General features: G+C 61.6%; 22 protein-coding genes and 1 pseudogene. 16 read left to right on the top strand and 7 right to left on the bottom strand.

What is annotated here, in order from left to right:
* Nucleotide 1: 1 nt before the first annotated feature.
* Entirely contained in the window at nucleotides 2-691 is a 690-nt protein-coding gene (locus Q0603_RS14520; protein WP_298726901.1) for a 3'-5' exonuclease, read from the top strand.
* A 7-nt stretch (nucleotides 692-698) separates the two neighbouring features.
* Here the strand turns inward: Q0603_RS14520 and Q0603_RS14515 are convergent, their stop codons facing one another.
* Together Q0603_RS14515 and Q0603_RS14510 are read right to left on the bottom strand one after the other, a co-directional pair.
* Entirely contained in the window at nucleotides 699-1403 is a 705-nt protein-coding gene (locus Q0603_RS14515; RefSeq protein WP_298726899.1) for a ribonuclease activity regulator RraA, read from the bottom strand.
* Nucleotides 1404-1529: 126 nt separating this feature from the next.
* Entirely contained in the window at nucleotides 1530-3518 is a 1989-nt protein-coding gene (locus Q0603_RS14510; RefSeq protein WP_298726897.1) for an aminopeptidase P family protein, read from the bottom strand.
* Between the two features lie 191 nt (nucleotides 3519-3709).
* Between Q0603_RS14510 and Q0603_RS14505 the strand changes: the two genes are divergently transcribed.
* Both Q0603_RS14505 and Q0603_RS14500 read left to right on the top strand, forming a co-directional pair.
* On the top strand, nucleotides 3710-4069 hold the full coding sequence (locus Q0603_RS14505) for a DUF1127 domain-containing protein (protein ID WP_298726896.1): 360 nt from the start codon (nucleotides 3710-3712) through the stop codon (nucleotides 4067-4069).
* A 388-nt stretch (nucleotides 4070-4457) separates the two neighbouring features.
* Nucleotides 4458-4811, top strand: coding sequence for a DUF1127 domain-containing protein (locus tag Q0603_RS14500; RefSeq protein WP_298726895.1), 354 nt, complete (start codon nucleotides 4458-4460; stop codon nucleotides 4809-4811).
* Between the two features lie 72 nt (nucleotides 4812-4883).
* Here the strand turns inward: Q0603_RS14500 and Q0603_RS14495 are convergent, their stop codons facing one another.
* Complete coding sequence (locus tag Q0603_RS14495; RefSeq protein WP_298726894.1) at nucleotides 4884-5783, bottom strand: 50S ribosomal protein L11 methyltransferase; 900 nt, start codon at nucleotides 5781-5783, stop codon at nucleotides 4884-4886.
* An 8-nt stretch (nucleotides 5784-5791) separates the two neighbouring features.
* On the bottom strand, nucleotides 5792-8116 hold the full coding sequence (locus Q0603_RS14490) for a UvrD-helicase domain-containing protein (protein ID WP_298726892.1): 2325 nt from the start codon (nucleotides 8114-8116) through the stop codon (nucleotides 5792-5794).
* Nucleotides 8117-8233: 117 nt separating this feature from the next.
* On the opposite strand from Q0603_RS14490, the gene Q0603_RS14485 reads away from it, so the two are divergent.
* The 6 genes and pseudogenes from Q0603_RS14485 (at nucleotide 8234) to Q0603_RS14460 (ending at nucleotide 15243) form a co-directional block, all read left to right on the top strand.
* Entirely contained in the window at nucleotides 8234-9643 is a 1410-nt protein-coding gene (locus Q0603_RS14485; protein ID WP_298726890.1) for an FAD-linked oxidase C-terminal domain-containing protein, read from the top strand.
* Between the two features lie 225 nt (nucleotides 9644-9868).
* The gene (locus tag Q0603_RS14480) at nucleotides 9869-11257 is read left to right on the top strand and encodes a class II 3-deoxy-7-phosphoheptulonate synthase (protein ID WP_298726888.1); all 1389 of its coding nucleotides are present in this window, start codon (nucleotides 9869-9871) and stop codon (nucleotides 11255-11257) included.
* Between the two features lie 10 nt (nucleotides 11258-11267).
* A complete protein-coding gene (locus Q0603_RS14475; protein ID WP_298727450.1) occupies nucleotides 11268-12413 on the top strand; it encodes a nicotinate phosphoribosyltransferase in 1146 nt (381 codons plus the stop codon).
* 41 nt (nucleotides 12414-12454) lie between these two features.
* The gene (locus tag Q0603_RS14470) at nucleotides 12455-13426 is read left to right on the top strand and encodes a TAXI family TRAP transporter solute-binding subunit (RefSeq protein ID WP_298726887.1); all 972 of its coding nucleotides are present in this window, start codon (nucleotides 12455-12457) and stop codon (nucleotides 13424-13426) included.
* Nucleotides 13427-13445: 19 nt separating this feature from the next.
* A pseudogene (locus Q0603_RS14465) lies at nucleotides 13446-14699 on the top strand (TRAP transporter large permease subunit); the annotation flags it as partial.
* A 109-nt stretch (nucleotides 14700-14808) separates the two neighbouring features.
* Entirely contained in the window at nucleotides 14809-15243 is a 435-nt protein-coding gene (locus tag Q0603_RS14460) for a TRAP transporter large permease subunit (RefSeq protein WP_298727447.1), read from the top strand.
* Between the two features lie 8 nt (nucleotides 15244-15251).
* Here Q0603_RS14460 and Q0603_RS14455 read toward each other — a convergent pair whose 3' ends face one another.
* The gene (locus Q0603_RS14455) at nucleotides 15252-16262 is read right to left on the bottom strand and encodes an NADP-dependent oxidoreductase (RefSeq protein WP_298726885.1); all 1011 of its coding nucleotides are present in this window, start codon (nucleotides 16260-16262) and stop codon (nucleotides 15252-15254) included.
* 120 nt (nucleotides 16263-16382) lie between these two features.
* Between Q0603_RS14455 and Q0603_RS14450 the strand changes: the two genes are divergently transcribed.
* Genes Q0603_RS14450 through Q0603_RS14430 form a run of 5 tightly spaced genes read left to right on the top strand, consistent with a single transcriptional unit; the run spans nucleotide 16383 to nucleotide 22122 of the window.
* Nucleotides 16383-18056, top strand: a complete 1674-nt coding sequence (locus Q0603_RS14450) for an NAD+ synthase (protein WP_298726883.1) — start codon at nucleotides 16383-16385, stop codon at nucleotides 18054-18056.
* Nucleotides 18053-19375, top strand: coding sequence for a glutamate--tRNA ligase (gene gltX, locus Q0603_RS14445; RefSeq protein WP_298726882.1), 1323 nt, complete (start codon nucleotides 18053-18055; stop codon nucleotides 19373-19375). The genes Q0603_RS14450 and gltX overlap by 4 nt, the downstream gene beginning before the upstream one ends.
* A 15-nt stretch (nucleotides 19376-19390) precedes the next feature.
* The gene (gene cimA / locus Q0603_RS14440) at nucleotides 19391-21001 is read left to right on the top strand and encodes a citramalate synthase (protein ID WP_298726881.1); all 1611 of its coding nucleotides are present in this window, start codon (nucleotides 19391-19393) and stop codon (nucleotides 20999-21001) included.
* Between the two features lie 7 nt (nucleotides 21002-21008).
* On the top strand, nucleotides 21009-21869 hold the full coding sequence (locus Q0603_RS14435; protein ID WP_298726879.1) for an RNA methyltransferase: 861 nt from the start codon (nucleotides 21009-21011) through the stop codon (nucleotides 21867-21869).
* Entirely contained in the window at nucleotides 21835-22122 is a 288-nt protein-coding gene (locus Q0603_RS14430) for a cupin domain-containing protein (protein WP_298726877.1), read from the top strand. Before Q0603_RS14435 ends, Q0603_RS14430 begins: the two co-directional genes overlap by 35 nt.
* On the opposite strand, the gene Q0603_RS14425 is transcribed toward Q0603_RS14430, so the two are convergent.
* Complete coding sequence (locus tag Q0603_RS14425) at nucleotides 22123-22629, bottom strand: thioesterase family protein (RefSeq protein ID WP_298726876.1); 507 nt, start codon at nucleotides 22627-22629, stop codon at nucleotides 22123-22125. It lies immediately after the preceding gene.
* A 45-nt stretch (nucleotides 22630-22674) separates the two neighbouring features.
* Here Q0603_RS14425 and Q0603_RS14420 point away from each other — a divergent pair, with 45 nt between their 5' ends.
* The gene (locus Q0603_RS14420) at nucleotides 22675-23445 is read left to right on the top strand and encodes a methyltransferase domain-containing protein (RefSeq protein ID WP_298726874.1); all 771 of its coding nucleotides are present in this window, start codon (nucleotides 22675-22677) and stop codon (nucleotides 23443-23445) included.
* Here the strand turns inward: Q0603_RS14420 and Q0603_RS14415 are convergent.
* Entirely contained in the window at nucleotides 23442-24044 is a 603-nt protein-coding gene (locus Q0603_RS14415) for a LysE family translocator (protein WP_298726872.1), read from the bottom strand. The two genes, Q0603_RS14420 and Q0603_RS14415, sit on opposite strands and share 4 nt — an antisense overlap.
* Before the next feature lie 29 nt (nucleotides 24045-24073).
* On the opposite strand from Q0603_RS14415, the gene Q0603_RS14410 reads away from it, so the two are divergent.
* Entirely contained in the window at nucleotides 24074-25084 is a 1011-nt protein-coding gene (locus Q0603_RS14410; RefSeq protein ID WP_298726870.1) for an AraC family transcriptional regulator, read from the top strand.
* Nucleotides 25085-25089: the final 5 nt, after the last annotated feature.

Below are 25089 nucleotides of genomic sequence, written 5' to 3'. Positions count from 1 at the left end.
CATGCTGATACAGCAGGCTATTCCCCGACTGGACGAGGTTGCAGGGGCGACGGCGATAGCGCTGGACTTTGAAACCGCCAGCCCCTCGGCCGGCAGCATCTGTTCTATCGGATTGGCCTGGATCGTCGATAGTCGGGTCGGCCGCACCGCTCACTGCCTCGTCCGTCCGCACGACATGCGCTTCAATCCGTGGCATGTCAGGATCCACGGCATACAGCCGCGAGACGTGGAGTTTGAGCCGGAATTTCCGGTCATTTGGGACGAATTGCTGCCGCATCTGGAAGCCGTGCCGCTGTTGCTGGCGCATAACGCGCCCTTCGACATCGGTGTGCTGTGCGCTGCCTTGACCCGTTACGGGCTGCCCTGGCCGAGCGTGTCTTATCTCTGCACGGTGAAAGTTGCCCGCGCAGCCTGGCCTGAGCTGCCGGATCACAAGCTGTCGACGGTCGCGCGGCATATCGGCTTCGATTTACGCCATCATGTCGCCGATAGCGATGCTGCGGCTTGCGCCGCCATTACATTACGGATTCTCGCGGATCATGGTTTGACGGGCATGAACGACATACAGTCACGCTTCGGCATCATGCCCGGTCGCATTGGCCCGGGGTATCACGAGGCCTGTTCAACCCCGGAAGCACGGCGCGCAGCCCTGCGGCGCAATCGGATGCCCGCATGGCTGCGTGGCGCCTGAAAAGGCTTCAGCCCTTCTGCTTCATTTCCGCGTCGTAGCGCGCCTTGGTTTCGGCATTCGGCGGATAGAGGCCGGGCAGGGGCGTGCCTTTCTCAACCTCGCCCATAATCCAGGTTTCCAGCTTCTCCTGCTCCACGGCCGCCGAGGCGACCTCGGCAACGATGGCCTGAGGGATCAGAACGGCGCCGTCGGAATCCAATATGATCACATCATCGGGATAGACAGCCACGCCGCCGCAGCCGATCGGCTCCTGCCAGCCGACGAAGGTAAGGCCGGCGACGCTGGGCGGCGCAGCAACGCCATCGCACCAGACGGGCAGGCCGGTGCCGATGACACCGGCACCATCGCGCACCACGCCATCAGTCACCAGTGCGGCCACGCCGCGCTTCTTCATGCGGGCGCAAAGAATGTCGCCGAAGATGCCGGCATCCTTGATGCCCATTGCATCCACCACGGCGATGCAGCCTTCCGGCATGTCTTCGATCGCGCCGCGGGTCGAACGGGGCGAGGACCAGCTCTCCGGCGTCGCAAGGTCTTCGCGGGCTGGCACGAAGCGCAGGGTAAAGGCGGGACCGACGATGCGCTTGTCCTGCGGGACCAGCGGCTTGGGACCTTTCATCCAGGTTTTGCGCAAGCCTTTCTTGAGCAACACCGTCGTGAGCGTGGCTGTCGAGACGAGTTCCAGCGCCGCCTTGATCCGTTGGTCGAGCATGATCGATCCACTCCGCGTCAGAAGGACAGGGTCAGAAGGGCATCAGGCTAAAGGCCGGTCTCGCTGGCTGACAAGGTGGTATGTTCGAAATTCCGGCCAGTTTTGCGCTGGATCAAGCACGCCCGCTTATGTGCCAAGCGGCGCGGTGACGCGTTTGAGCCAGGCTGCCGTGGCGTCGTCCACTAGCGGACCGATCTCCTGCCAGACCAGGGCGTGATAAGCGTCCAGCCAGGCCACTTCCTGCGCTGTCAGCAAAGAAAGGTCGATCAGCCGACGGTCGATGGGGGCGCGGGTCAGGGTTTCGAAGCCAAGCCAGCGTTTGCCGTTCTCTGCTTTCTCGGTGACGACGCGCACCGCAACGAGATTCTCGATCCGGATGCCATAGGCATTGGTCTTGTAATAGCCGGGCTCGTTGGAAATGATCATGCCTGGCTTCAAGGGCACGGGACTGCCAGCCTTCGAGATACGCTGCGGTCCTTCATGCACCGACAGATAGCTGCCGACGCCATGACCGGTGCCGTGGTCGTAGTCCAGGCCAACCTCCCAAAGCGGCAGGCGCGCCAGCGCATCCAGTTGCTGGCCAGTAGTTCCTTCGGGGAAGCGCGCGGTGGCGATGGCGATATGCCCTTTGAGAACCCGGGTGAAATGCTCACGCATTTCCGCCGTCGGTTCGCCGATCGCCACGGTGCGCGTAATATCGGTGGTGCCATCGGGATACTGCCCGCCGGAATCGACCAGATAAAGCGTGCCGTTTTCCAGCAGGCGATTGGTTTCCGGCGTCACCCGGTAATGCACGATGGCGCCATTCGGGCCCGCGCCCGAGATCGTGGAGAAGGAAAGATCGCGCAGCTCATTGGATAACTGGCGAAAGCTTTGCAGCTTTTCAGCCGCCATGATCTCGTCGACGCCGCCCTTTGGCGCTTCCTGATCAAGCCAGGCAAGGAATCGCGTCACCGCAGCGCCATCACGGTGATGGGCGGCACGGGTGCCGTCGAGTTCGGCCGGCGTCTTGCAAGCCTTGGGCAGCAGGCACGGATCTTCGGCGCGGATGAGTTTGGCCCCAGCCTTTTCCAGCCGCTGCAGGACATAGACGCCACTGCATGCCGGGTCGACCTGCACGGCCTTGCCTGCCTGGCCCAACTTATCCAGAGCGGTTGGGAAGGCCGACGGCTCATGCAGCCGGACGTCGGCGAGATGAACACGCACGTCCGCCGACAGCTTGCGGGAGTCGATATAGAGATCGACGCCGCCATCGGCGCCAACCACGGCCATGGACAAAGGCAGCGGCGTATGCGCTACATCGCTGCCGCGGATATTGAGTAGCCATGCTATCGATTCCGGCAAGGTCAGCACAGCAGCATCGGCTCCTCGTGCCTTGATACTGGCAGCGACCTCCTTGCGCTTTTCGGCAGCGCTGCGACCGGCGAGGGCGGTATCCTGGATGCGAACCGGACCCAGTGGTGGCGGCGGTTGGTCCGTCCAGACGAGATCGATCGGATTGTCATCTGCCGGCACTAGTTCGGCGCCAGCGGCGCTGCAGGCCGCGGCGAAGCGTTTCACGCCGTCTTCGGTATGCAGCCAGGGATCGTAGACAAGCTTATCGCCAAGCTTCAGAGCCGATTTGAGCCACTCAGTCGGCGGCTCATCGGTAATATGAAGCCGCTCGAAAAGCTCGCCGTCCACCTGCTGGGCTAATTGCAGCGTGTATCGGCCATCGCTCCAGATCGCGGCCTTGTCGGCCAGAACGATGGCCAAGCCCGCAGAACCGGTGAAACCCGTCAGCCAGGTCAGGCGCTGGGCGCGCAGCGGCACATATTCGCTTTGATATTCATCAGTCAGGGGCACGATGACGCCAGCAACGCCGCGCCGAGCCAACTCGGCCCGCAGAGCTTCCAGTCGCTTTCCGACAGCGCTGCGATCTTCCAGCGTCGCGGTGAAACGCGCTGCCAGATCAGCCACCGCTTTTTCCAGGATGGCACGGGGCGTCTTTGGATCGTCGGCGATTAATTCCAGCCCTGGAAAACGGCCGAAGATGCGGGGGGCTGCGGCGATTCCGCGCAGATGATCGGCAAGCTGCGGGGGCATGGCGGCGAGGTCGGGCTGGTGCAAGGTCATCGGGTAACCCGTTGTTGGATCATCACAATATGCGAGCTAGCGGGGGCGGCGTCCAGGACAAGCTATGCATTTTCTGCATTGCTGCGTAAGCAAACCATCATGGATAAGTCATTGAAATTTAATAGGTGCAGTGCAATATTCCCGTCGTGGCCGAGATGCAGAGAAGCCCGGACCACAGAACGGAGACTACCATGAACACCCTGCGCAACCAGACCGCTTTTGGCTATCCGGCTAATCTGGCCCCGCTGAGCGCCGCCGAGATCGAGGCCTATGCGCGTCGTATTCGCGCTGAAGCTCTCGCCTCCCTGATCGTGGCTGGCTGGAACGCCCTCAAGGGCGCCGTCGCCCGCTACAAGGCTCATCTCGCTGAGCGTCGGGCCATCGAAGAGTTGAACTCGCTCGATGACCAGATGCTGCGTGATATTGGCCTGAGCCGCTCGCAAATCCCGGCCGCTGCTGCCGGCCTGATCGAGCGTCCGGCCGTCAAGCCGGTCAACGAGAATACGGCCGACGCCAAGATTACCCGCCTGGTACCGCGCGAAGCGGCCTAAGCGGAATTACAGTTCCTCCCCGTCGGCACCGGGCCTGTCGCCTGTAGCGTCCTCCTCCCCCTGAAGAGGGCGGCAGGTCCGGTCCGATCTCCTGCAACGCGGCCTAGTGCCGCGTTGTTTGCTTTGCAGCCGAGCCATTCATTTGGCGCATGGCTAGGCCTCAAAATCCAAAACTTGCTCAGAACTGGTGCGGCTCTCTCCTGGGCGTAAATCTGGGCAGGGTGGTTATTTTTTCTACATATTTGATTCTGCTTAAATTTCTTCCAGATTCCGCTTGCGAATCATTTTGTGCGATGCAATATATACGTCAGTCATGCTGACATATTTTCAAGAGCAGGCATGACGGAGGAACACCCGGGGCGGCTTATCCAAACGAATGGAGATGGCCATGACGACCCCGCGTTTTGAAAAGTCCACTACCCTCAACAGCTATCCCTATCACTATCTCGGCCTGACCGATTACGTGCAACTCGAGCTGGAAGCCCGCCGTATGCGCTCACGCGCCATCGCGGCGTTTCTGAACAAGATCGTCGGCAGCCTGGTGGCCAGCCTGCGGCGCTCTGCGGCGGAGGCCGAGCTGCGGGCGCTGGATGATCGTACCCTGCACGACATGGGCCTGAGCCGCTCCAGCATTCCGGCAGCCGTTGCGGGTGAGATGTATCGCCCGGCGGCGCCGTCGAACGAGAATGCCGGCGAAGCCAAGGTGCAGACCCTCAAGGCCAAGGCCGAAGCGGCCGCCTGAGCAACAGGCAAACGCTATACGCGGCAGGCTGCCGCCGTCCCCCGGCGTATTCACATGACTGTGTGCCGGATTTCAGGGGCGGCGGGAAAGCACCAGGGTGTGCCAGCCTTCACGCGCAATGCGGCGCTTCAGTTTGAGGCCGACCGCCCGGTAATGGGCGGCGACGAGACGTTCCTCCCGCGCCAGCAGGCCGGAGAGGACCAGATGCCCGTTCGCAGCAACGAGGCGGCTTAATCCAGGTGCCATGCGGCAAAGCGGTTCTGCCAGGATGTTGGCCACCACGAGGTCATAACCACTTGCGACGGCAAGGCGCGGATCGTCCGGGCGGCTGGCCGTGACCGCGGCGACACGCTGGCTCAGACCATTCAGCCGGACATTATCGCGGGTCACCGCCACGGCGACCGGATCGATATCCGCCGCCAGCACTTGTGGTACGCCCGCCCGGGCGGCGGCCATGGCCAGTACGCCCGACCCTGTCCCCATATCCAGCATGCGGCGCGGCGGCTTCACCCGGCAGATCTGGTCGATCGCCAGAAGGCAGCCATAAGTCGATGGCGCCCGGCCGGTGCCGAAGGCCAATCCGGCATCCAGCAAGAGGCTCAAGCTGCCCGGTGGCGCCTTGCCTGCGTCATGCGCGCCATGCAGGAAGAAGCGTCCGGCATGGATCGGCGCGTTGAGGATGTTGGTATGGCGCACCCAATCCTTCGCCGGCACATGGGAGAAGGTGATGACGGGCGATTCCAGTCCCAGCCCTTCGGCAATAGCCGTCAGCCGGTGGCGCCATTCAGTCTCATCGGGCGGCGCATCGAACAGCACCTGGATGCGCCATTTTGGGCTGATCGCCTGACCCGGGATCGGCACCTCATAGGAGGTGACGGCGACACCTTCGTCGCCCAGCATCTCTTCGGTGGCGGCAACCAGATCGACAGGGATGTCGAGTTCGACCGACCAGAATTCCGGCGATATAGGCATGGCTGAGATTAGGCTTTCTCAACGAAGGTAGCGATGACCCGCTTTTCACCGGCCTTCTCGAAGCCGATCAGCAGCTTGTTGCCCTCGACCGCCTTGACCCGGCCATAGCCGAATTTCAGGTGGAAGACGCGGTCGCCGATGCCGAAGGCTGCTTCGTCGGGATCGTGCTGAACGATATCGTCATCGACGCGCCGAGCCCGCCCTTCGATCAGACCGGCAGAGCGGCGGGGGGATTGCGGTGCAAAATTCCAGGTATGTCCTTGATAGCCGCCGGCGGACTCGCTGAAGCCGCCGCTGATGTAGCCAAGGCTCTGGCTGCCGCGATACAGGCCCGGCTGCGAGCGCTGCTCGATATGCTCTATCGGCAGCTCATCGATAAAGCGCGAAGGTATTGCCGAAGCCCATTGGTTATAGATGCGGCGGTTGGCGGCAAAGGTGATATGCGCCCGCTTGCGCGCCCGCGTCAGCCCGACATAAGCCAGGCGGCGCTCTTCCTCCAGGCCGGCAACACCATTGTTTTCAAGAGAGCGCCGGCTGGGGAATAGCTCTTCCTCCCAGCCTGGCAGAAAGACGTAATCGAATTCCAGCCCCTTGGCCGAATGCAGGGTCATGAGGCTGACCATCTCGTCATTGTCGCTGTTTTCGGCATCCATCACCAGGGCGACATGATCGAGGAAGCCGGCGAAGTTCTCGAATTCGCCAAGAGCGCCGATCAATTCCCTCAGGTTCTCCAGCCGCCCCGGGGCTTCCGGCGATTTGTCCTCCTGCCACATTTGGATGTAGCCGGATTCCTCCAGAATGATCTCCGCCACTTCCGTGTGAGGCAGTTCGGCGGCCTGGCCGCGCCAGCGGTCGAAATCCGCCATCAGCCTCTTCAGCGTATTGCGCTGCTTCGGCTTGAGCTCATCGGTTTCCAGCAGATCGCGCAAGGCGGCGGTGAGGGATTTGCCGCTGGCGCGTGCCGTTTTGTGCAGAACCTGCATCGTGCTGTCGCCCAAGCCGCGTTTCGGCACGTTGACGATGCGCTCGAAGGCGAGATCGTCGTCAGGCTGCATCAGCACGCGGAAATAGGCGATGGCATCGCGGATTTCACGCCGCTCATAGAAACGCAGGCCGCCGACCACGCGATATTTCAGACCGATGGTCATGAAGCGCTCTTCAAAGGCGCGGGTCTGATGGCCGGCGCGGACAAGGATCGCAATCTCGTTTAGCGATACCTTCTCGCGTTCCAGCGCCTCGATCTCTTCGCCGATCAGACGAGCTTCCTCGTCGCCGTCCCACACGCCCTGAACGATCACCTTGTCGCCTTCGTTCAGGTCGGTCCACAGCGTTTTGCCGAGCCGGCTTTCGTTATGTGCAATCAGGCCGGAGGCCGCGCCGAGAATATGCGGTGTCGAGCGGTAATTGCGCTCCAGCCGCACGATCTTTGCACCTGGGAAATCAGTTTCGAAGCGCAGGATATTGCCCACTTCGGCGCCGCGCCAGCCGTAGATCGACTGGTCATCGTCGCCGACGCAGCAGATATTTTTGTGCTTCTGCGCTAGCAGGCGCAGCCAGAGATACTGCGCCACGTTGGTGTCCTGATACTCGTCGACCAGGATGTAGCGGAACTGATGCTGATACTTCTGCAGCACTTCCGCGCGTTCGCGGAAGAGGGTGAGATTATGCAACAGCAGGTCGCCGAAATCGCAGGCATTGAGCTGGATTAGGCGTTCGCAGTAAAGCCGGTACAGCTTGGCGCCATGACCTTCGGCGAAACCGCTCTCGCTTTCCGGAATCTTGTTTGGACCCAGCCCGCGGTCCTTCCAGCGATCGAACTGGGCCTTCAGATTGCGCGGCGGCATCTGCTTGTCGTCCAGGCCTTCGGCCTCGACGATCTGCTTGATCAGCCGCAACTGATCTTCATCGTCCAGGATAGTGAAGTTGGATTTCAGCCCGACCAGCTCGGCATGGCGGCGCAGGATGCGGTTGGCGATGCCATGGAAGGTGCCTAGCCACAGGCCTTCGACCTGAGCGCCGACCAGCTGCTCGACGCGCTCGCGCATCTCGCGGGCGGCCTTGTTGGTGAAGGTGACGGCGAGAATCTGGCTCGGCCAAGCCAGTCGGCGATAGAGAATATGGGCGAGACGGGAAACCAGCACCCGTGTCTTGCCGGTTCCGGCGCCGGCCAGCACCAGGAGCGGGCCTTCCAGATGGCTGGCGGCTTCACTCTGGGCGGTATTTAGCCGGCCGATCCAATCGGGCGGGGGCAGGGCGGCTGCGGCGGACGGCTCCAGCGGCGGATCGGCCGGTTCCGGCTCAAATCCGGACAAATCGAACGGGTCTGCGGACATGCCGCCTACATAGCCCACCGGGCAGGCGAGGCCAACCCCGGGGCCGGCCTGGCCGCGACGGATTGCCCCAAAAGCCACAAAGGTTTACCTGTTATGCATTCCAAGGAGATCGTTACCATGGCCGCCGCCACCGTCGCTCAGCCCCGTCTTTCGCCCGCCGCCACTGAAGCCGCCATTGCGGCCCTGAAACAAATTCTGGGCGATCGCGTCACCACCGCCCAGGCCGTGCGGGAACAGCATGGCCGCGACGAGTCCTGGAATCCGCCATTTCCGCCCGATGCGGTGGTTTTCCCGCATTCAACCGAGGAAGTCTCGGAAATCGTCAAAATCTGCGCCAGCCACGGCCTGCCGATCATCCCCTACGGTGCCGGCACCTCGCTTGAGGGTCATGTCAGCGCCCTACAGGGCGGCGTCTGCATCGACATGATGCAGATGAACAACATCCTGAAGGTGAATGCGGAAGATCTCGATGTGGTCTGCCAGCCCGGCGTGACCCGCAAGCAGCTGAACGAGTATCTGCGCGACACCGGCCTGTTCTTCCCGATCGATCCGGGCGCCAATGCCTCGATCGGTGGCATGGTTTCCACCCGTGCCAGCGGTACCAACGCCGTACGGTATGGCACAATGCGCGAGAATGTGCTGGCGCTGACCGTGGTGCTGGCCGACGGCCGGATCATCCGCACGTCCAAGCGCGCGAAGAAGTCGGCGGCAGGCTACGACCTGACCCGCCTTTTTGTCGGCTCGGAAGGCACGCTCGGCGTCATCACCGAGATCACCTTGCGCCTCTACGGCATTCCCGAGGCGATGTCTTCGGCGATCTGCTCCTTTGCCACGCTGGAAGGCGCGGTGAACACCGTGATCCAGACGATCCAGTCGGGCATTCCTGTGGCGCGCATCGAATTGCTCGATGACGTGCAGGTCGACGCCATCAACAAATATTCCAAGACCAATATGCCGGTGCAGAACCTGCTGATGCTGGAGTTTCACGGCACCGAAGCCGCGGTCGCCGAACAGGCGGAGATGGTGCAGGCCATCGCTGCCGATCAGGGCGGCAACAATTTCCAGTGGACGGTGAAGCCCGAGGAACGCGCCAAACTGTGGCAGGCCCGGCATGATGCAGCCTATGCGGCCAAGGCGTTGCGCACCGGCTGCGAAGTCTGGGCCACTGATGTCTGCGTGCCGATCTCGCGTTTGGCCGAGTGCATCCTGGAAACCAAGAAGGATGTGGTCGAGACGGGCCTGACCGCGCCACTCGTGGGCCATGTTGGTGATGGAAACTTCCATCTCGCCATCGTACTTGATCGCAACAATCCGGCTGAAATCGAAGCCATCGAGGCGTTTAGTGAGCGTCTGGTGCACCGCGCGCTGAGCATGGATGGCACCTGCACCGGCGAGCACGGCATCGGCCGGGGCAAGATGAAGTACCTGGTTGCCGAACATGGCGAGGCGGTCAGTGTCATGCTCGCGATCAAGAAGGCACTCGATCCGAACAACCTGATGAACCCGGGGAAGATTTTCAGTATCTGACGTAAGCGGTTGTGGGGTCACGCTTTTGTGACGACAGGGGGGTGACGGCGGCCGCATTTTGGCGCTGTGACGATGTAAAACACCTTCTCAATCCGCTGCGCCGCTGGAAAACTGGCGATGCCGGTCCTATTCTACGCCTCCTAAGCCCTTTCTAGTGAAACCATCCTGGATAGACGCTGGAAAAATCATAGGTCTACGAAGCAGTTAGTCCGTGGGGAAGTGAAGATGAGCGCGCGTAACTGGTCGCCGGATAGCTGGCGCAGCAAACCGATCAAGCAGGTTCCGGATTATCCGGACCCGGCCGCCTTGGCTGCCGCTGAGGAAAAGCTCGCCAAGTATCCCCCGCTCGTTTTTGCCGGCGAAGCCCGCAATCTGACCGCTGCTCTGGCCAACGTGGCGGAAGGCCGTGCTTTCCTGCTGCAGGGTGGTGACTGCGCCGAGAGCTTTGCCGAGTTCAGCGCCAACAATATCCGCGACACCTTCCGGGTGCTGCTTCAGATGGCCGTCGTGCTGACCTTCGGCGCGGCGTTGCCGGTGGTGAAGGTTGGCCGTCTGGCGGGACAGTTCGCCAAGCCGCGGTCGGCACCGACCGAGAAGCGCGGCGATGTCGAACTGCCGAGCTATCGCGGCGACATCATCAACAGCATGGAATTCACGCCGGAAGGCCGCCAGCCGGACCCCAGCCGTCTGCTGCAGGCCTATAGCCAGGCGGCGGCGACGCTGAACCTGCTGCGCGCTTTCGCCAGCGGCGGTTATGCCGACCTGCATCGGGTGCACGGCTGGAACCTTGGCTTCGTTGCCAAGAGCCCGGAGGCTGAGCGCTGGCAGGATGTTGCCTCGCGCATTACCGAGTGCCTGGAGTTCATGAAGGCCTGCGGCATCACGCCGGACCAGACCCCGGAACTGCGCACGGTCGATTTCTACACCAGCCATGAAGCGCTGCTGCTCGGCTACGAGCAGGCGCTGACCCGCATCGATTCCACCTCCGGCGAATGGGTCGATACTTCGGCGCATATGCTCTGGATTGGCGATCGCACCCGGCAGCCGGACGGCGCGCATGTCGAGTTCCTGCGCGGCGTTCTGAATCCGGTGGGCGTGAAGTGCGGCCCCACCACCGATCCGGATGAATTGCTCCGCGTGATCGACATCCTCAACCCGCAGAACAAGCCAGGCCGGCTGACGCTGATTGCGCGTATGGGGCATGACAAGGTTCACAAGCATCTGCCGGCGCTGGTGCGCAGGGTGGCGCAGGAAGGCCGCAAGGTCGTGTGGTCCTGCGATCCGATGCATGGCAACACGCTCACCTCGACCTCCGGCTTCAAGACGCGGCCCTTCGATCGCATCCTCTCCGAGGTGCGGCAGTTCTTCGAGGTGCATCTGGCCGAGGGCACTCATGCCAGCGGCATCCACCTTGAATTGACCGGCCAGGACGTTACCGAATGCATGGGCGGTGCCCAGGCGATCGGCGACGACGATCTATCCAGCCGCTACCACACCCATTGCGATCCGCGGCTGAATGCATCCCAGGCTTTGGAACTCGCCTTCTTGATCGCTGAGATGCTCAAACTGGAGCGCAGCAACCGAGGTGGTCTGCGTCATGCAGCGCAAGCCTGAGATCAGGCCAATGATGCCGCCTGCCCAGGCGGCGGAATTGGAGCGTCAGATCGCGGCCAATACGGACGCGTATTTCAAGAAGACCAAGGAGATCGTACAGCGCTACGGCGACAAGACGGTCACCTATGCGGTTTTCATGCGCCGTCCGGTGATTTTCTGTCCGCGCCTGATGGTGGAGTGGCTTGATCGGGTGAGCGCTGCGCGCGGCGTGAAGTTCGATATCGAGCTGCTGCACGAAGAGGGCACCTGGGTCGGCGCCGGCGAGCCGCTGCTGTATATCACCGGATCGATGGCGCAGCTTGTCGATCTGGAAACGATTTATCTCCAGAAGCTCGGCGCCGCTTGCGTCGCCGCTTATAACGCCTATTCGATGTGCTGCGACCTGCCCAATGCACGCTTCCTGGCGATGGATGCGCGCCATTGCGCGGGCGCTGAGATGGCGGAGATGATGGCCTATGCCGCTTCCGTCGGCGGCAGAGCCGCGCGGCGTGATGTCGGCGCTGCCGGCTTCATCGGCAATGCGACCGATGCCACAGCGCATTACTTCGGCAACGACAAGGGCTTCGGCACCATGCCGCATGCCTTGATCGGCTACGCAGGATCCACTCTGCGTGCAGCCGAACTCTATTACGAGACTTTCCCCGGCGAGCAGATGACGGTTCTGGTCGATTATTACGGCCAGGAGATCACCGATGCGCTGGCGGTGTGCAACCGCTTCCCCGATCTCGCCAATGAAGGCCGCCTGGCGGTGCGTCTGGATACGCATGGCGGACGTTACATCGAAGGCTTGGATCCGCAGGCATCCTATGCGGTGCTGGAACGTCACGTTCCCAATGCCATCCGCCAGTATCGCACCGAGATGGAATTGCGCTGGCTGGTCGGTACCGGCGTTTCTGCTGCTGCGATCTATCACATGCGGTCCACTCTGGATCGGGCAGGCTTCTTCAATGTAAAAATCGTTGCTTCGTCCGGCTTCAATGCGGCGAAATGCAAGGTGATGGCCAGCGTGGCCGCGCCGATCGATATCGTCGGTACGGGATCCTACCTTCCGGATAGCTGGACAGAGACTTACGCCACGGCCGATATTGTCGCTTATGACGGGCAACCCAGCGTGAAGGTCGGGCGCGAATTCCTGTTGCGCAAACCGGGCGCATAAGCCAAGACTGTTCGCTCACAAATCGCTCTGGGGAGGAGCCCATGCGCCGGATATTCGCGCGTTTCGCGTTTGCTGTTTCTATTGCTGCTTTGGCAGCGGGTTCTGCGCAGGCGCAGAGCCGTGTCACCTTGAAGTCGGCCACGGCGTCGTCGTCCTATTACGTGATGATGGTGCAGTTGGGCGAGGTCCTGCGCACCGAAAGCAAGGGCCAGATTCAGGCGACCGTCGAGGAAAGCCAGGGTTCGGTGCAGAATGTCAAGGAAGCGGCCAAGCGCCCGGGCAATTTCGTGTTCACCACGCCGCCCAGCCTGATTACGCAGGCCCGTGAAGGCAAGAAACCCTTCGAAGGCGAAACCGGCTACGACACGATCCGCACGCTGTTCGTGATGCCCTATGTCACCGTGCATTTCGTGGTGCGCGAAGACAGCGGTGTGACCAAGCTGGAAGAGCTTGCGGGCAAGGACTTCATCTCTGGCGGCCGCGGCACCTTCTGCGATGGCCGCACGCGCACCATCTTCGGTCTGCTTGGCCTTGAGGGGAAAGTGAACTTCGTTGATGTCGAACTGGCTTCGGCGGATAACGCCCTGAAGAATCGCAAGGTCGCGGGCTATGCGACCTGCTCGTCGCATCCGACGCCGCAATTGCAGGAACTTGCCACCACCACACCGATCCGCATTCTGCCCATCAGCGCCGAACAGGCGGATATCCTGGTGAAGAACGATCCGTCCTCCAGTCCGATCACCATCGCCGCGGGCACCTATAAAGGCGTGCCGGCCGTGCCGACCGTGGGTGTTCCGGTTGGCGCCTATGCCACGACCAAGATGGACGATGCGACGGCCTATGCCATCGTGAAGGCCTTCTGGTCGAAGAAGGATGAGATGGCCAAGACCAATCCCTGGTGGGCCGCCGTTACGCCGGATCTGATCGGCGCCCTGGGCAACACCAAGCTGCATCCCGGCGCGTTGAGATATTACAAGGAAGCCGGGGTGAATATCCCGGATGCCATGCAGTAATCGAAAGCAGTAACTGATCATGCAGACACAGGATGTCGGCGCGCGGCCGGGTTGGGTTCTTATTCTCTGCGCTGCGATTACCGTCGGCATCCATGTCTGGCTGATTTTCACCAGTCTGGTTCCCAACCTGGTCAGCCGCCCGCTGCATTTTGCGGCGGCTCTGCCCTGGGTCTTTCTCTTCGTGCAAGCCCGGAATGGCGTCGAGCGCTGGATCGGTTTCGCCGCGACCGCGTTCGGTCTCTTCGGCGCGGCCTATCTGGTGATCAACCGCCGCGAAGTGCTCGACCAGTATGGCGCTCTGGACGGCAGTCTCTGGCAGTTTGTTTTGGCCTTCGGCCTGATTGCGGTCGCGCTGGAAATGGCGCGTCGCGCCGTACAGCCGGTACTGCCCGGCGTGGCGCTGGTCTGCTTGCTGTATGGGTTTTTCGGCGAGCATCTGCCCGGCACGCTCGGTCATCCGGGCCTGCCGCTCGATTACTTCCTTGGCAGCCTGGTGATGGCCGAGGGCGGCCTCTGGGGCCAGCTGACTGGCATCTCCATCGACCTGATCGTGCCCTTCATGATCCTCGGTGCAGTCGTCTCAGCGGGCGAGGCGGGGCGCGGCTTCATGGCTATGGCCTCGCAACTGGCGGGCGGCTATCGCGCCGGCGCGGCCAAGGTATCCGTCCTTGCCTCCGCACTCTATGGCACGATTTCCGGCTCGGCTTCGGCCAATGTCGCTTCTGTCGGCGCGGTCACCATCCCCGGCATGATCCGCATGGGCTATCCACGCTCCTTCGCTGCGGCGGTGGAGGCAGTTGCTTCGACTGGCGGCCAGATCATGCCTCCGGTGATGGGCTCGGCGGCCTTCGTGATGGCCGAACTGATCCGCGCACCCTATGCCGATATCGCCATTGCCTCTATACTGCCGGCAATCCTGTTCTTTTTCGCGGCCTGGGTCGGCGTGCATTACTTCGCGCTGCGCTTCGGCCTCAAGGGGCTGCCGGCAGAAGAATTGCCGGGCTGGCGTGTTGCTGCGGCGACGGCACCATTCTTCGCCACTCCGTTATTCGTCCTCATCGCCATGCTGCTGGTGCTGGCTTACTCGCCGGCCTATTCGGCGATGGTAGCCACTGCCGTCACCGTGGCGATGCTGATATGGAATGGACAGGCGAAGCGCTTTTCGTTGCCGTTATTCATTGAACGCATGATGATCGCCGTCGTCGATGCCGCCCGGCAGATCGCGCTTATCGCGGCCATCATCATCTGTGCCGGGCTGATCGTTGGCGTTTTCCACGCCACTGGACTTGGCGTGAAAATTACCGGGTTGATCCTCGATCTCTCCGGGGGGGCGTCTCTGGGCGGCTCTGGCGCTGACCGCGCTGGCCTGCACCATCCTCGGCATGGAGCTGCCGACGACGGCCGCGTATCTGATCTGTGTCGCAGTGGCCGGACCGGCGCTGGTCAAGCTTGGCCTGCCGGAACTGCACACGCACATGTTCGTTTTCTGGTATGCGCTGCTTTGCACGATCACGCCGCCAGTTTGCGGAACGGTCTTCGTTGCCGCCAGCATCGCCGGCACGCCTTGGCTGCCGGTGGCAGGAATGGCGATGCGCATCGGCCTGGGCCTGTTCCTGATCCCGCTCGGGTTCGTCGCCAATCCGGCACTCATGCAGATTGCTACCGAGCCAGGTTTGGCAATCCTCGCGACCGTGAAGATTGGCGCAGCATTGATGCTGATCTCCCACGCGTTGATCAGCAGCATCAGTGCCTGGTGGCGCCAGGCAGCAGCCTTCGTGGCCGGCCTGGCGCTGCTATTCCTGTTCGGCGTCGGCTGAAGCCTGTCCTAAAGCTTCTCTGGCGCGATCCGCACCAGCTGTTTGCCAAAATTCTTGCCGCTTAGCATGCCGATGAAGGCTTTCGGCGCATTGCGCAGCCCTTCGGCAATATCCTCGCGGTATTTCAGCTTACCCTCGCGGATCCAGCCAGCCATCTCCGTGATGGCGCCGGGCCAGTAGGACATATGCTCGGAAATGATGAAGCCTTGCACTTTTGCACGGTTGACGAGCACGTGGCGCATCCCCGTAAAGGGGTAGGGCTGACCGTTATATTGTGAGATCAGACCGCAGATGGCGATGCGGGCGAAAGCATTCAGCCGTCCGAACACCGTCTCCATCACTTCGCCACCGACATTCTCGAAATAGACGTCGACGCGATCGGGCGTTGCTTCCTTGAAGCGCTCCTTGAAGTCCTCGGCCTTGTAGTCGATGCAGGCATCGAAGCCGAGCTCATTCACCACGTAATCGCATTTTGCCTTGCCGCCGGCGATGCCGACCACGCGGCATCCCTTGATCTTGGCGATCTGGCCGACGACGGAACCAACCGCGCCGGAGGCCGCTGAGACCACGACCGTTTCGCCCGGTTTGGGCTGCCCGATTTCCAGCAGGCCATAATGGGCGGTGCAGCCCGGCATTCCCAGCACCCCCAGCGAGGTGGAGATCGGCGCCACCTTGGGATCTAGCACGCGCAACTGGTCGGCCGTCGCAACCCCATAGGCCTGCCAGCCCAGCATGCCGTTCACATAGGTGCCGACCGGCAGGCCAGGGACATGGCTCTCGATCACCTCGCCAACCGTGCCGCCCCCCATCAGGTCGCCGGGGTTCAGGTGGGCCGCATAGCTGCGCACCGGGTCCATCCGGCCGCGCATATAGGGATCGAGGGAGAGATAGATGTTGCGGACCAGCACCTGGTCCGGTCCGGGCTTCGGGATATCCCGCTCGACGATCTCGAAATCCTGCTCGGTAACCCAACCCTTGGGGTGTTGTTTCATCAGGACTTGAGTATTTTTCCCGGTCATCGAGGTCTCCCTTTTTATGCTGCGGGGCTATCTAACGCGCCGCCGGGGACTGTAAACTGGGGCGGCTATTGAGATAAGCCTGCCGTAAGGTTAAGTCATACCCTCCCACGTGGCTGCACCATGTCCGCTGCTCCAGACCGTCTCAGAATAGCCTCGGCCCAGATCAACGCGGCCATGGGCGACATCCTTGGCAATCGCCGTCTGATCGAACAGGCGCGTGCCCGGGCCGCCGAGGCGCGGGCGGATCTGGTGATTTATCCGGAACTGGCGATCGTCGGCTATCCGCCGGAGGACCTGGTGCTGCGGCCCTCAGTGCAGGAGGCCTGCGAAGCCGCTATCCGCGAACTGGCGGCTCAGACGGCCGATAGCGGCCCCGCCATGCTGGTGGGTACGCCCTGGCGGGAGAATGGCAAACTCTACAATTCGGTCGTGCTGCTGGATGGCGGACAGGTCGTCGGCGTGCGCCACAAGCACGAATTGCCGAATTACGGCGTCTTCGACGAAAAGCGCGTCTTCACGCCGGGCCCGCTGCCCGGTCCGCTGCCATTCCGCGGGGTGCGTCTCGGCGTAATGATCTGTGAGGATATGTGGCAGCCGGATGTTGCGGAATGTCTGGCCGAAACCGGCGCCGAGATTCTGCTGGTGACGAACGGCTCGCCCTTCGAGGTCAACAAGTGGGATCAGCGCCTGCCGCTTGGGGTGGCGCGCGTGGTCGAGACCGGCCTACCGCTTCTCTATGTGAACCGTATCGGTGGCCAGGATGAGCTGGTTTTCGACGGCGGTGGCTTTGCTATTAACGCCGACCACAGTCTGGCAGCGCGGCAGCCCGATTTCATTGAGGATATCGCATTCACCGAATGGTATCGCGGCAACGATGGCTGGATCTGCGAGAAGGGCAAAATCGCAGAACCTTTAGATCGTTTGGCCAGCATCTATCAGGCCATGGTGGTTGGTCTGCGTGATTATGTGAACCGCAATAAGTTTCCCGGCGTGGTGCTGGGACTGTCCGGCGGTATCGACTCTGCGCTTTCCGCTGCTGTTGCAGTCGATGCTCTGGGGCCGCAGCGGGTGCGCTGCGTCATGCTGCCGTCGAAATACACCTCACAACGCAGCCTCGACGATGCCGCCGCCTGCGCGAATGCATTGGGCGTTCCATATGAGACGATCCCGATTGAGCCGGCCTATCAGGCTTTCGATGGCATGCTGAGCGAAGCCTTCAAAGGCACCAAGCCGGACATCACGGAAGAGAATCTGCAGTCGCGCATCCGGGGTGTCATCCTGATGGCGCTCAGCAACAAGTTTGGCCATATGGTGTTGACTACCGGCAACAAGTCCGAGATGTCGGTCGGCTACGCCACGCTTTATGGCGACATGTGTGGCGGCTACTCCGTCCTGAAAGACGTCTACAAAATGACGGTCTATGAATTGTCGCATTGGCGCAATGTCAACCGGCCGCTGGAGAGCCTTGGCCCTGCGGGGATCGTAATCCCGCCCAGCATCATTGAGCGTGCGCCCAGCGCGGAACTACGCGAGAACCAGACCGACCAGGACAGCCTGCCGCCGTACGAGCAGCTCGATGCCATACTCGAGATGCTGGTGGAGAAGGAAATGCCGGTGCGCGAGATCGTCGCGGCAGGACAGCCGGAGGATGTCGTCCGTCGCGTACAGCATCTGCTGTACATCGCCGAGTATAAGCGCCGCCAGGCGCCGCCCGGCGTGAAGATAACACCGCGCGGTTTCGGCCGCGACCGGCGCTATCCGATTACCAACGCCTTCCGAGATTTACCGAAATGACCATAGCCGTCCGTTTCGCGCCGAGCCCCACAGGCTGGCTGCATGTCGGCAATGCACGCGCCGCTTTGCTCAACTGGCTGTTCGCCCGCAAGAATGGCGGCAGCTTCCTGTTGCGCCTCGACGACACCGACACCGAACGGTCGACGCAGGAATTTGCCGAAGGCATTGAGGCCGATCTGCGCTGGCTTGGGTTGACCTGGGATCGCTTCGCGCGCCAGTCTGACCGCTTCGCTCTTTACAGAGCCGCGACCGAGAAGCTGAAGGCCAGTGGCCGGCTTTATCCCTGCTACGAGACGGCAGAGGAACTGGAGCTTCGCCGCAAGGTGCAGCTCAGTCAGCGCAAGCCACCAGTCTATGATCGCGCCGCGCTGAAGTTGACGGATGAGGATCGCAAAAGACTGGAAGCCGAAGGTCGCAAGCCGCATTGGCGCTTCAAGCTGGATCCGGGCGTCGTTGCGTGGGACGACCTGATTCATGGCCGGGTTGAGATCGACATGGCGTCGTTGAGCGATCCGGTGCTGATCCGTTCCGATGGCTATCCGCTCTATACCTTGTCGTCCGTCGTCGATGACGGCGATCTCGGCATCACTCATATCATCCGCGGCGAAGACCACGTCACCAATACAGCCGCGCAGATCCAGCTTTTCCAGGCTCTGGGATATGCCGTGCCGGTCTTCGGGCATTTCTCCTGGCTACTGGATGCCGAAGGGGCGGGGCTTTCCAAGCGTATTGGTTCGCTCAGCCTGAAGGATCTGCGCGAGCAGGGATATGAGCCGATGGCGCTGAACAGCCTGCTGGCCCGGCTCGGCTCGGCCGATCCGGTGGAGCCGCATCTGCGGCCGGAGGATCTGGTTACCGGTTTCGATCTGGGGCGATTCAGCCGCGCACCGGCACGCCTCGATCCGCATGAACTCGATCTTCTGAATGCGAAGATTTTGCATATGACGGACTTCGCCGCCGTCCGCGACCGTCTGCCGGAGGGCGCGACGGAAGCCTTCTGGCTCGCCATCCGTGGCAATATCTCCAAACTGGCGGAGGCCGCCGATTGGTGGTCTGTCGTGCAGGGGCGGATCACGCCGGCGATCGAGGATCAGGCGGTGGTGCAGGCCGCCATCGAGACGCTTCCGCCGGAGCCTTGGGATACCGGCACCTGGAAGGGCTGGACCCAGGCCGTTTCGGCCAAGGCCGGCGTGAAGGGCAGGGCGCTGTTCCATCCGCTGCGTTTGGCCTTGACCGGACGCGACAAGGGGCCCGAAATGGCACCCCTGCTGCCCCTGATCGGGCGAGAGCGTGCCTTGGTGCGCCTGCGGGGCGAGTAACGACTGGATAAGGCAATGGCTAAGGATCGCGTTTATCTCTTCGACACGACGCTGCGCGACGGTGCGCAGACGCAAGGCGTGGATTTTTCGGTCGAGGATAAGCGCATTATTGCCAAGGCGCTGGACAAGCTCGGTGTTGCCTATGTTGAAGGCGGCTGGCCGGGCGCCAATCCTACCGACACGGAGTTTTTCTCTGCCAAGCCGCCGCTGAAGCGCGCCAAGTTCGTTGCCTTCGGCATGACGCGTCGGCCGGGCCGTTCGGTGGCGAACGATCCGGGACTTGCCGCCATTTTCGATGCCAAGGCCGATGCTGCCTGCCTGGTCGGCAAGAGCTGGGATTTCCAGGTCGAAGTGGCGCTAGGCATCGGCAAGGCCGAGAATATCGACTTGATTACCGACAGCATCGCCGCTGCCAAAGAGAAATTCGGCGAAGCAATGTTTGACGCTGAGCATTTCTTCGATGGCTACAAGGCCAATCCGCAGTATGCCTTTGAATGCATCAAGGCTGCCTTGGATGCGGGCGCGCGCTGGGCCGTGCTGTGCGACACCAATGGCGGCACCATGCCCCATGAGATCGAACGCATCGTAGGCGAAGTGGTCTCCAAGCTGGGTAGCGGTAATTATCTCGGCGTCCATACCCATAACGACACCGAGAATGCGGTAGCCAACAGCCTCGCCGCGGTGAAGGCCGGTGTGCGGCAGGTCCAGGGCACGTTGAACGGCTTGGGCGAGCGCTGCGGCAATGCCAATCTGATCGCGCTGATCCCGTCGCTGATGCTCAAGCCCTGGTTCGCCGAAAATATCGATATCGGTCTTAGCGATCAGGATCTGACGCATCTGACGGCGACATCCCGGGTGCTGGACGAATTGCTCAACCGTGCGCCGAACCGCCATGCCGCCTATGTCGGCGCCTCGGCCTTTGCCCATAAGGGCGGGCTGCATGTTTCGGCGGTGATGAAGGATCCGCGCACCTACGAACATATCCCGCCTGAGACGGTCGGTAACCAGCGGCGCATTCTGATCTCCGATCAGGCGGGCCGCTCCAATCTTCTGGTGCGTCTCAACGAGGCCGGCATCGAATACGATCCGAATGATAGCCGCCTTAATCTGCTGCTGGAAGATGTGAAACAGCGCGAGGCCGAGGGCTATTCCTACGATGGCGCCGAGGCAAGCTTCGAGATATTAGCCCGCCGCACGTTGGGGCAGTTGCCGGAATATTTCAAAGTCCGCAGTTTCCGGGTGATGGTCGAGCGCCGGTTCAACGCCCGCGGTCAGCTGGTTACCGTATCCGAAGCCACGGTGAAGGTGGAAGTGGATGGCGATACGTTGTTCTCGGTCGCTGAAGGCAACGGTCCTGTGAACGCGTTGGATCGCGCATTGCGTAAGGATCTCGGCCGCTATCAGAAATATCTCGATGACCTGCGTCTAGCTGACTTCAAGGTGCGCATCCTCAATGGCGGCACCGAGGCGACTACTCGCGTGATGATCGAATCTGCTGACGGGCAGGGGAATCGCTGGTTCACGGTGGGCGTTTCGCCCAATATCGTGGATGCTGCCTTCGTGGCGCTGATGGACTCCATCCAGTGGAAGCTGCTGCGCGACGGTGCTCCCGCTGCGCGCGGCTGATCTAGGCATGGCCGTTACACCGCGACCGAAGCTTGGCAAGCTCGCGCCGCCAGGGCCACTGCGCCGCGGCCCGGTGATCGTACTGGTCGAGCCGCAACTGGGTGAGAATATCGGTGCCGCCGCGCGCGCCATGCTGAATTGCGGCATCACCGAACTGCGCCTGGTCAATCCGCGCGATGGTTGGCCGAATCCGGCGGCCTATGTGCTGGCCAGCAAGGCCGACCCGGTGCTGGATGCCGTCAGCGTATTCTCCAGCACGGCAGAGGCCGTGGCGGATCTGCATCGCGTCTATGCCACCACTGCCCGGCATCGCGACTTGATGAAGGAAGTCGTCACGCCGCGCGAGGTGGCGCGCCGTATCCGTGCTGAGGAGGCGGAAGGCTATCGCGTCGGAATCCTGTTCGGCCGTGAACGCACAGGCCTTGATAACGAAGACGTCGCGCTTGCCCATGCGGCGATCAACGTACCGCTCAACCCCGGCTTCTCGTCGCTCAATCTGGCCCAGGCCGTACTTCTGATCGGCTATGAATGGTTCCAGGCGGCCGACGATACGCCGCCCAGCCGCATGGACACTGTGCGCGGAGGCTTTGCCTCACAGGAGGAGTTGCAGGGGCTTTTCGAGCATCTGCGGGATGAGCTGGACCAGTCTGGCTTCTTCCATAACGTCGAGCCCAAGCGCACTGCGATTTTGCGCAACCTGCGCAACGTGCTGCAGCGCGTGCCGCTCGCCAGTCAGGAGGTGCGCACCTTCCGCGGCATGCTGAAATCCATTGCGCAGGGCCGCCCGTTGCGGCCACCATTGTCAAAACGCCGGCAAGCGGAGACGAAACGCAATGACGATCCAGGCAGTACCGACCCAGCAGGCTGACGATGAGCGGGTGCGCATCACCCGTTGGGATTTTGCGCCCGGCGCCTCGACCGGGTTCCATGTCCACGAATATCCCTACACGGTGACCTATCTCACCGACGCTACGATGAAGCTGATCGACAAGGACGGCAAAGAAACCATCGTCGAGATGCAGGCGGGCGGCAGTTACTCGCGCCCGAAAGGCGTTGCCCACGACGTCATCAATGTCGGCACCAAGCCGATGGCCTTTGTCGAGGTCGAGATCAAGCTGTAATCAGCTTTTCTTTACCATGCTGATGCTGCGCCCGGCCTGCGGCGGGCGCGGCAGCTTGCTGTGACCTGCATATATCGTTTCGAACAGCTTCTGATGCTCGGGCAGGAAGGGGCAGGATTTGCGCGTATTCAAATCAACATGCACCAGGATCTGCTCCGAGGTGGCTGCCAGATAGCCCTTTTCGGCGTGGTACATGTTCATGAAATAGTGAATACGCTTGGCATCATGACCAAGCAGCTGGAACGTAAAGCGCAGCTCGTCGCCTTCCACGACTTCCTGCAGATAGCAGACATGGGTTTCCAGCACGAAGGTCGATAGATTTGTGCGCTTCACATAAGACCAGTCGAGATCAAAGGGTGCGAAGAATTTGTCCAGCGCCTGATCGAAGATGACGTTGTAAAAGCCGACATTCATATGCCCGTTGGCATCGATATGTTCGGGCAGTACGCGCATGCCGGTCAGCTCCAGCGGTTGAGCATATGCAGAGATCGCTTGAGAAGAATTCATAAGTATGGCCTTGTCGTTGGCATTTCCTCGGTTAGCCTAGTCTCCATGACTTGGGACCCGACGCAATACCTGAAATTTGCCGGCGAGCGTCTACGGCCGGCCGTTGATCTGCTGGCCCGGATTCCGGTGGTGGCACCGAGAAGGGTCGTCGATCTGGGATGCGGCGCTGGCAATCTGACGCCGCTGATTTTACAGCGCTGGCGGGGCGCCAAACTCATTGGTGTCGATTCCTCCGCAGCCATGCTGGCTAAGGCGCGGCAGGATTACACCGAGGCGGAATTCATTGAGGCCGACATTTCCGTCTGGCGTCCCGACCAGCCAGTCGACGTGCTGTATTCCAATGCCGCCCTGCATTGGCTGGACGGCCATGACACGTTGCTGCCCGGTTTGCTGGATGCGCTCGCGCCGGGAGGTTGGCTCGCTGTCCAGATGCCGCGCAATTTCAACGCACCATCCCATACCAGCATTGTCGAGACCATCGAACAGGGGCCTTGGCGTGCGCGGCTGGAGCCGCATCTGAGGTGCAATCCGGTGCATGAGCCGCAATTTTACTGGCGCTTGCTGCAGGGGCATGTTGCCAGTCTCGATATATGGGAAACCGAGTATCTGCAGGTGTTGTCAGGTGACAATCCGGTGGCGGAATACACCAAGGGCACCTGGCTGAAGCAGTTCCTGGATCGGCTGGACGAGGCTGAACGTGGCGATTTCGAAGCTGATTATCGCCGCCGCGTTACGGCCGCTTATCCGAAGGAGGCTGATGGCCGAACGCTGTTTCCTTTCCGGCGTTTGTTCATCCTCGCGCGAAAACCCTACTAGCGCAGCAGCACCGGCACCATCGAGGCGATCAACAGCATCGCCATCACGATATTGAACACGACGATGCGCCTGCCTTGAGCCAGCGTCTGGCGCAATGCTGCGCCAGACAGCACCCAGATGCTCAAGGCGGGAATATTCACCACGGCAAAGATGGCGATCAGTAGGATCAGGCTGGTCAAAAGTTGGTCCGGTACTGTGTAGGAGATGGTAACAATCAGCGATACCGCCCAGGCTTTCGGGTTGACCAGTTGCAGCATTGCCGCCTGAAAGAAACCGATCGGCATGTTCACTTTGTCGCGGCCTTTGGAATCGATGCTTTTGCTGCGTGCGATGCCGATCGCCATCCATAGGACATAGAGCGCGCTGATGATGCGCATGACGTCGTAGATCTGCGAGAACTGTTCGAATACCCGGCCGAGGCCAATTCCCACAGCGAACACCATGGCAAGGAAACCGCCGCTGATGCCCAGCAGGAGAGGCAGTGACCGCAGGAAGCCGAAATTGGCGCCCGATGCCAGGAGCAGGAAGTTGCCCGGCCCGGGCGATATCGACATCACGAAGGCAAATCCAGCCAAGGCAATGGCCATATCCACGCTCATCTCTTCTGTCTCCGTTTTTCCGGAGCAGAGTGGCGGAACTTCTCTTGGTAGACACTGTCAGACCGTCTATAGTTTTTATCAGATCGTCTCAGTTTAAGAGGGTTATGGATAACCTGGATATTCTTTCAGAGGTTTTCTCCGCTCTGCGGATTCGAAGCCAACTCTATTTCTCCGCTGAACTGCGAGCTGGGGCCGCCATCTGCGTGCCTGAGGAGCGGCGACGCATCCGCTTCCATCTGGTGCTTCAGGGGCAATGCTATCTGCGCATGGAAGGGCGGGCCGCCAGCCTGTTGTCGGAAGGCGACATCGTTTTGATCCCGAACGGCGCCAGTCAGATCCTTTCCGCTGAGCCAGATACACCGGCAATTTCTCTGGAGAAGGCCATCAAGGCGGGCGCGTTGCGGGACGGAGTCTTAAGAGGCGGAACCGGCGTTGCACGGGCGGTCCTGCTATGCGGCTTCTGCCAGTTCGACGAAGGGATCGAGCATCCGGCACTGGCCGATCTGCCGCCCGCGATCCACCTCCGCATTGCCGAACTGGGCGCGGAACCTTGGGTAACGGCATCACTCAAGCTGCTGGCATTGGAAGCCGGTCTCGCCGCTCAAGGCACTACCGCGATCCTTGGCCGCCTGATTGAAATCGTGGTGATCCAGGCTACCCGGCGCCTGTCGCTGGTACGGGAGGGATACGGTTTCATCGCAGCGCTGGCCGATCCTCATCTGTCACGAGCGCTCTATATGCTGCACCGCATGCCCGAGAAGGCCTGGCGGGTGGGCGAGCTTGCCGAAGCTGCCGGCATGTCCCGGGCGCGGTTTGCCGACCGGTTCGCCGAGATCGTGGGCGTGCCGCCGATCGAATATTTGACGCGCTGGCGGCTGATCAAAGCGCGTGGGCTGCTCTCCGAGAGCCAGTTGAGCATCGAGGATATTGCCGAGCGTTGCGGCTATGCCTCGTTGCCGTCTTTCACCCGCCGCTTCAAGGCGCAGTTCGGCGTCGGGCCGGGCACCTTCCGGCGCACCCTGCGCGAAGCGGCGGAGTGATGATT

The sequence above is a fragment of the uncultured Ferrovibrio sp. genome (genome assembly GCF_937960835.1).
Lineage (GTDB): Bacteria > Pseudomonadota > Alphaproteobacteria > Ferrovibrionales > Ferrovibrionaceae > Ferrovibrio.
Note: the sequence above shows the minus strand (reverse complement) of the source record. Positions and strands in the feature narration are given on the sequence as shown.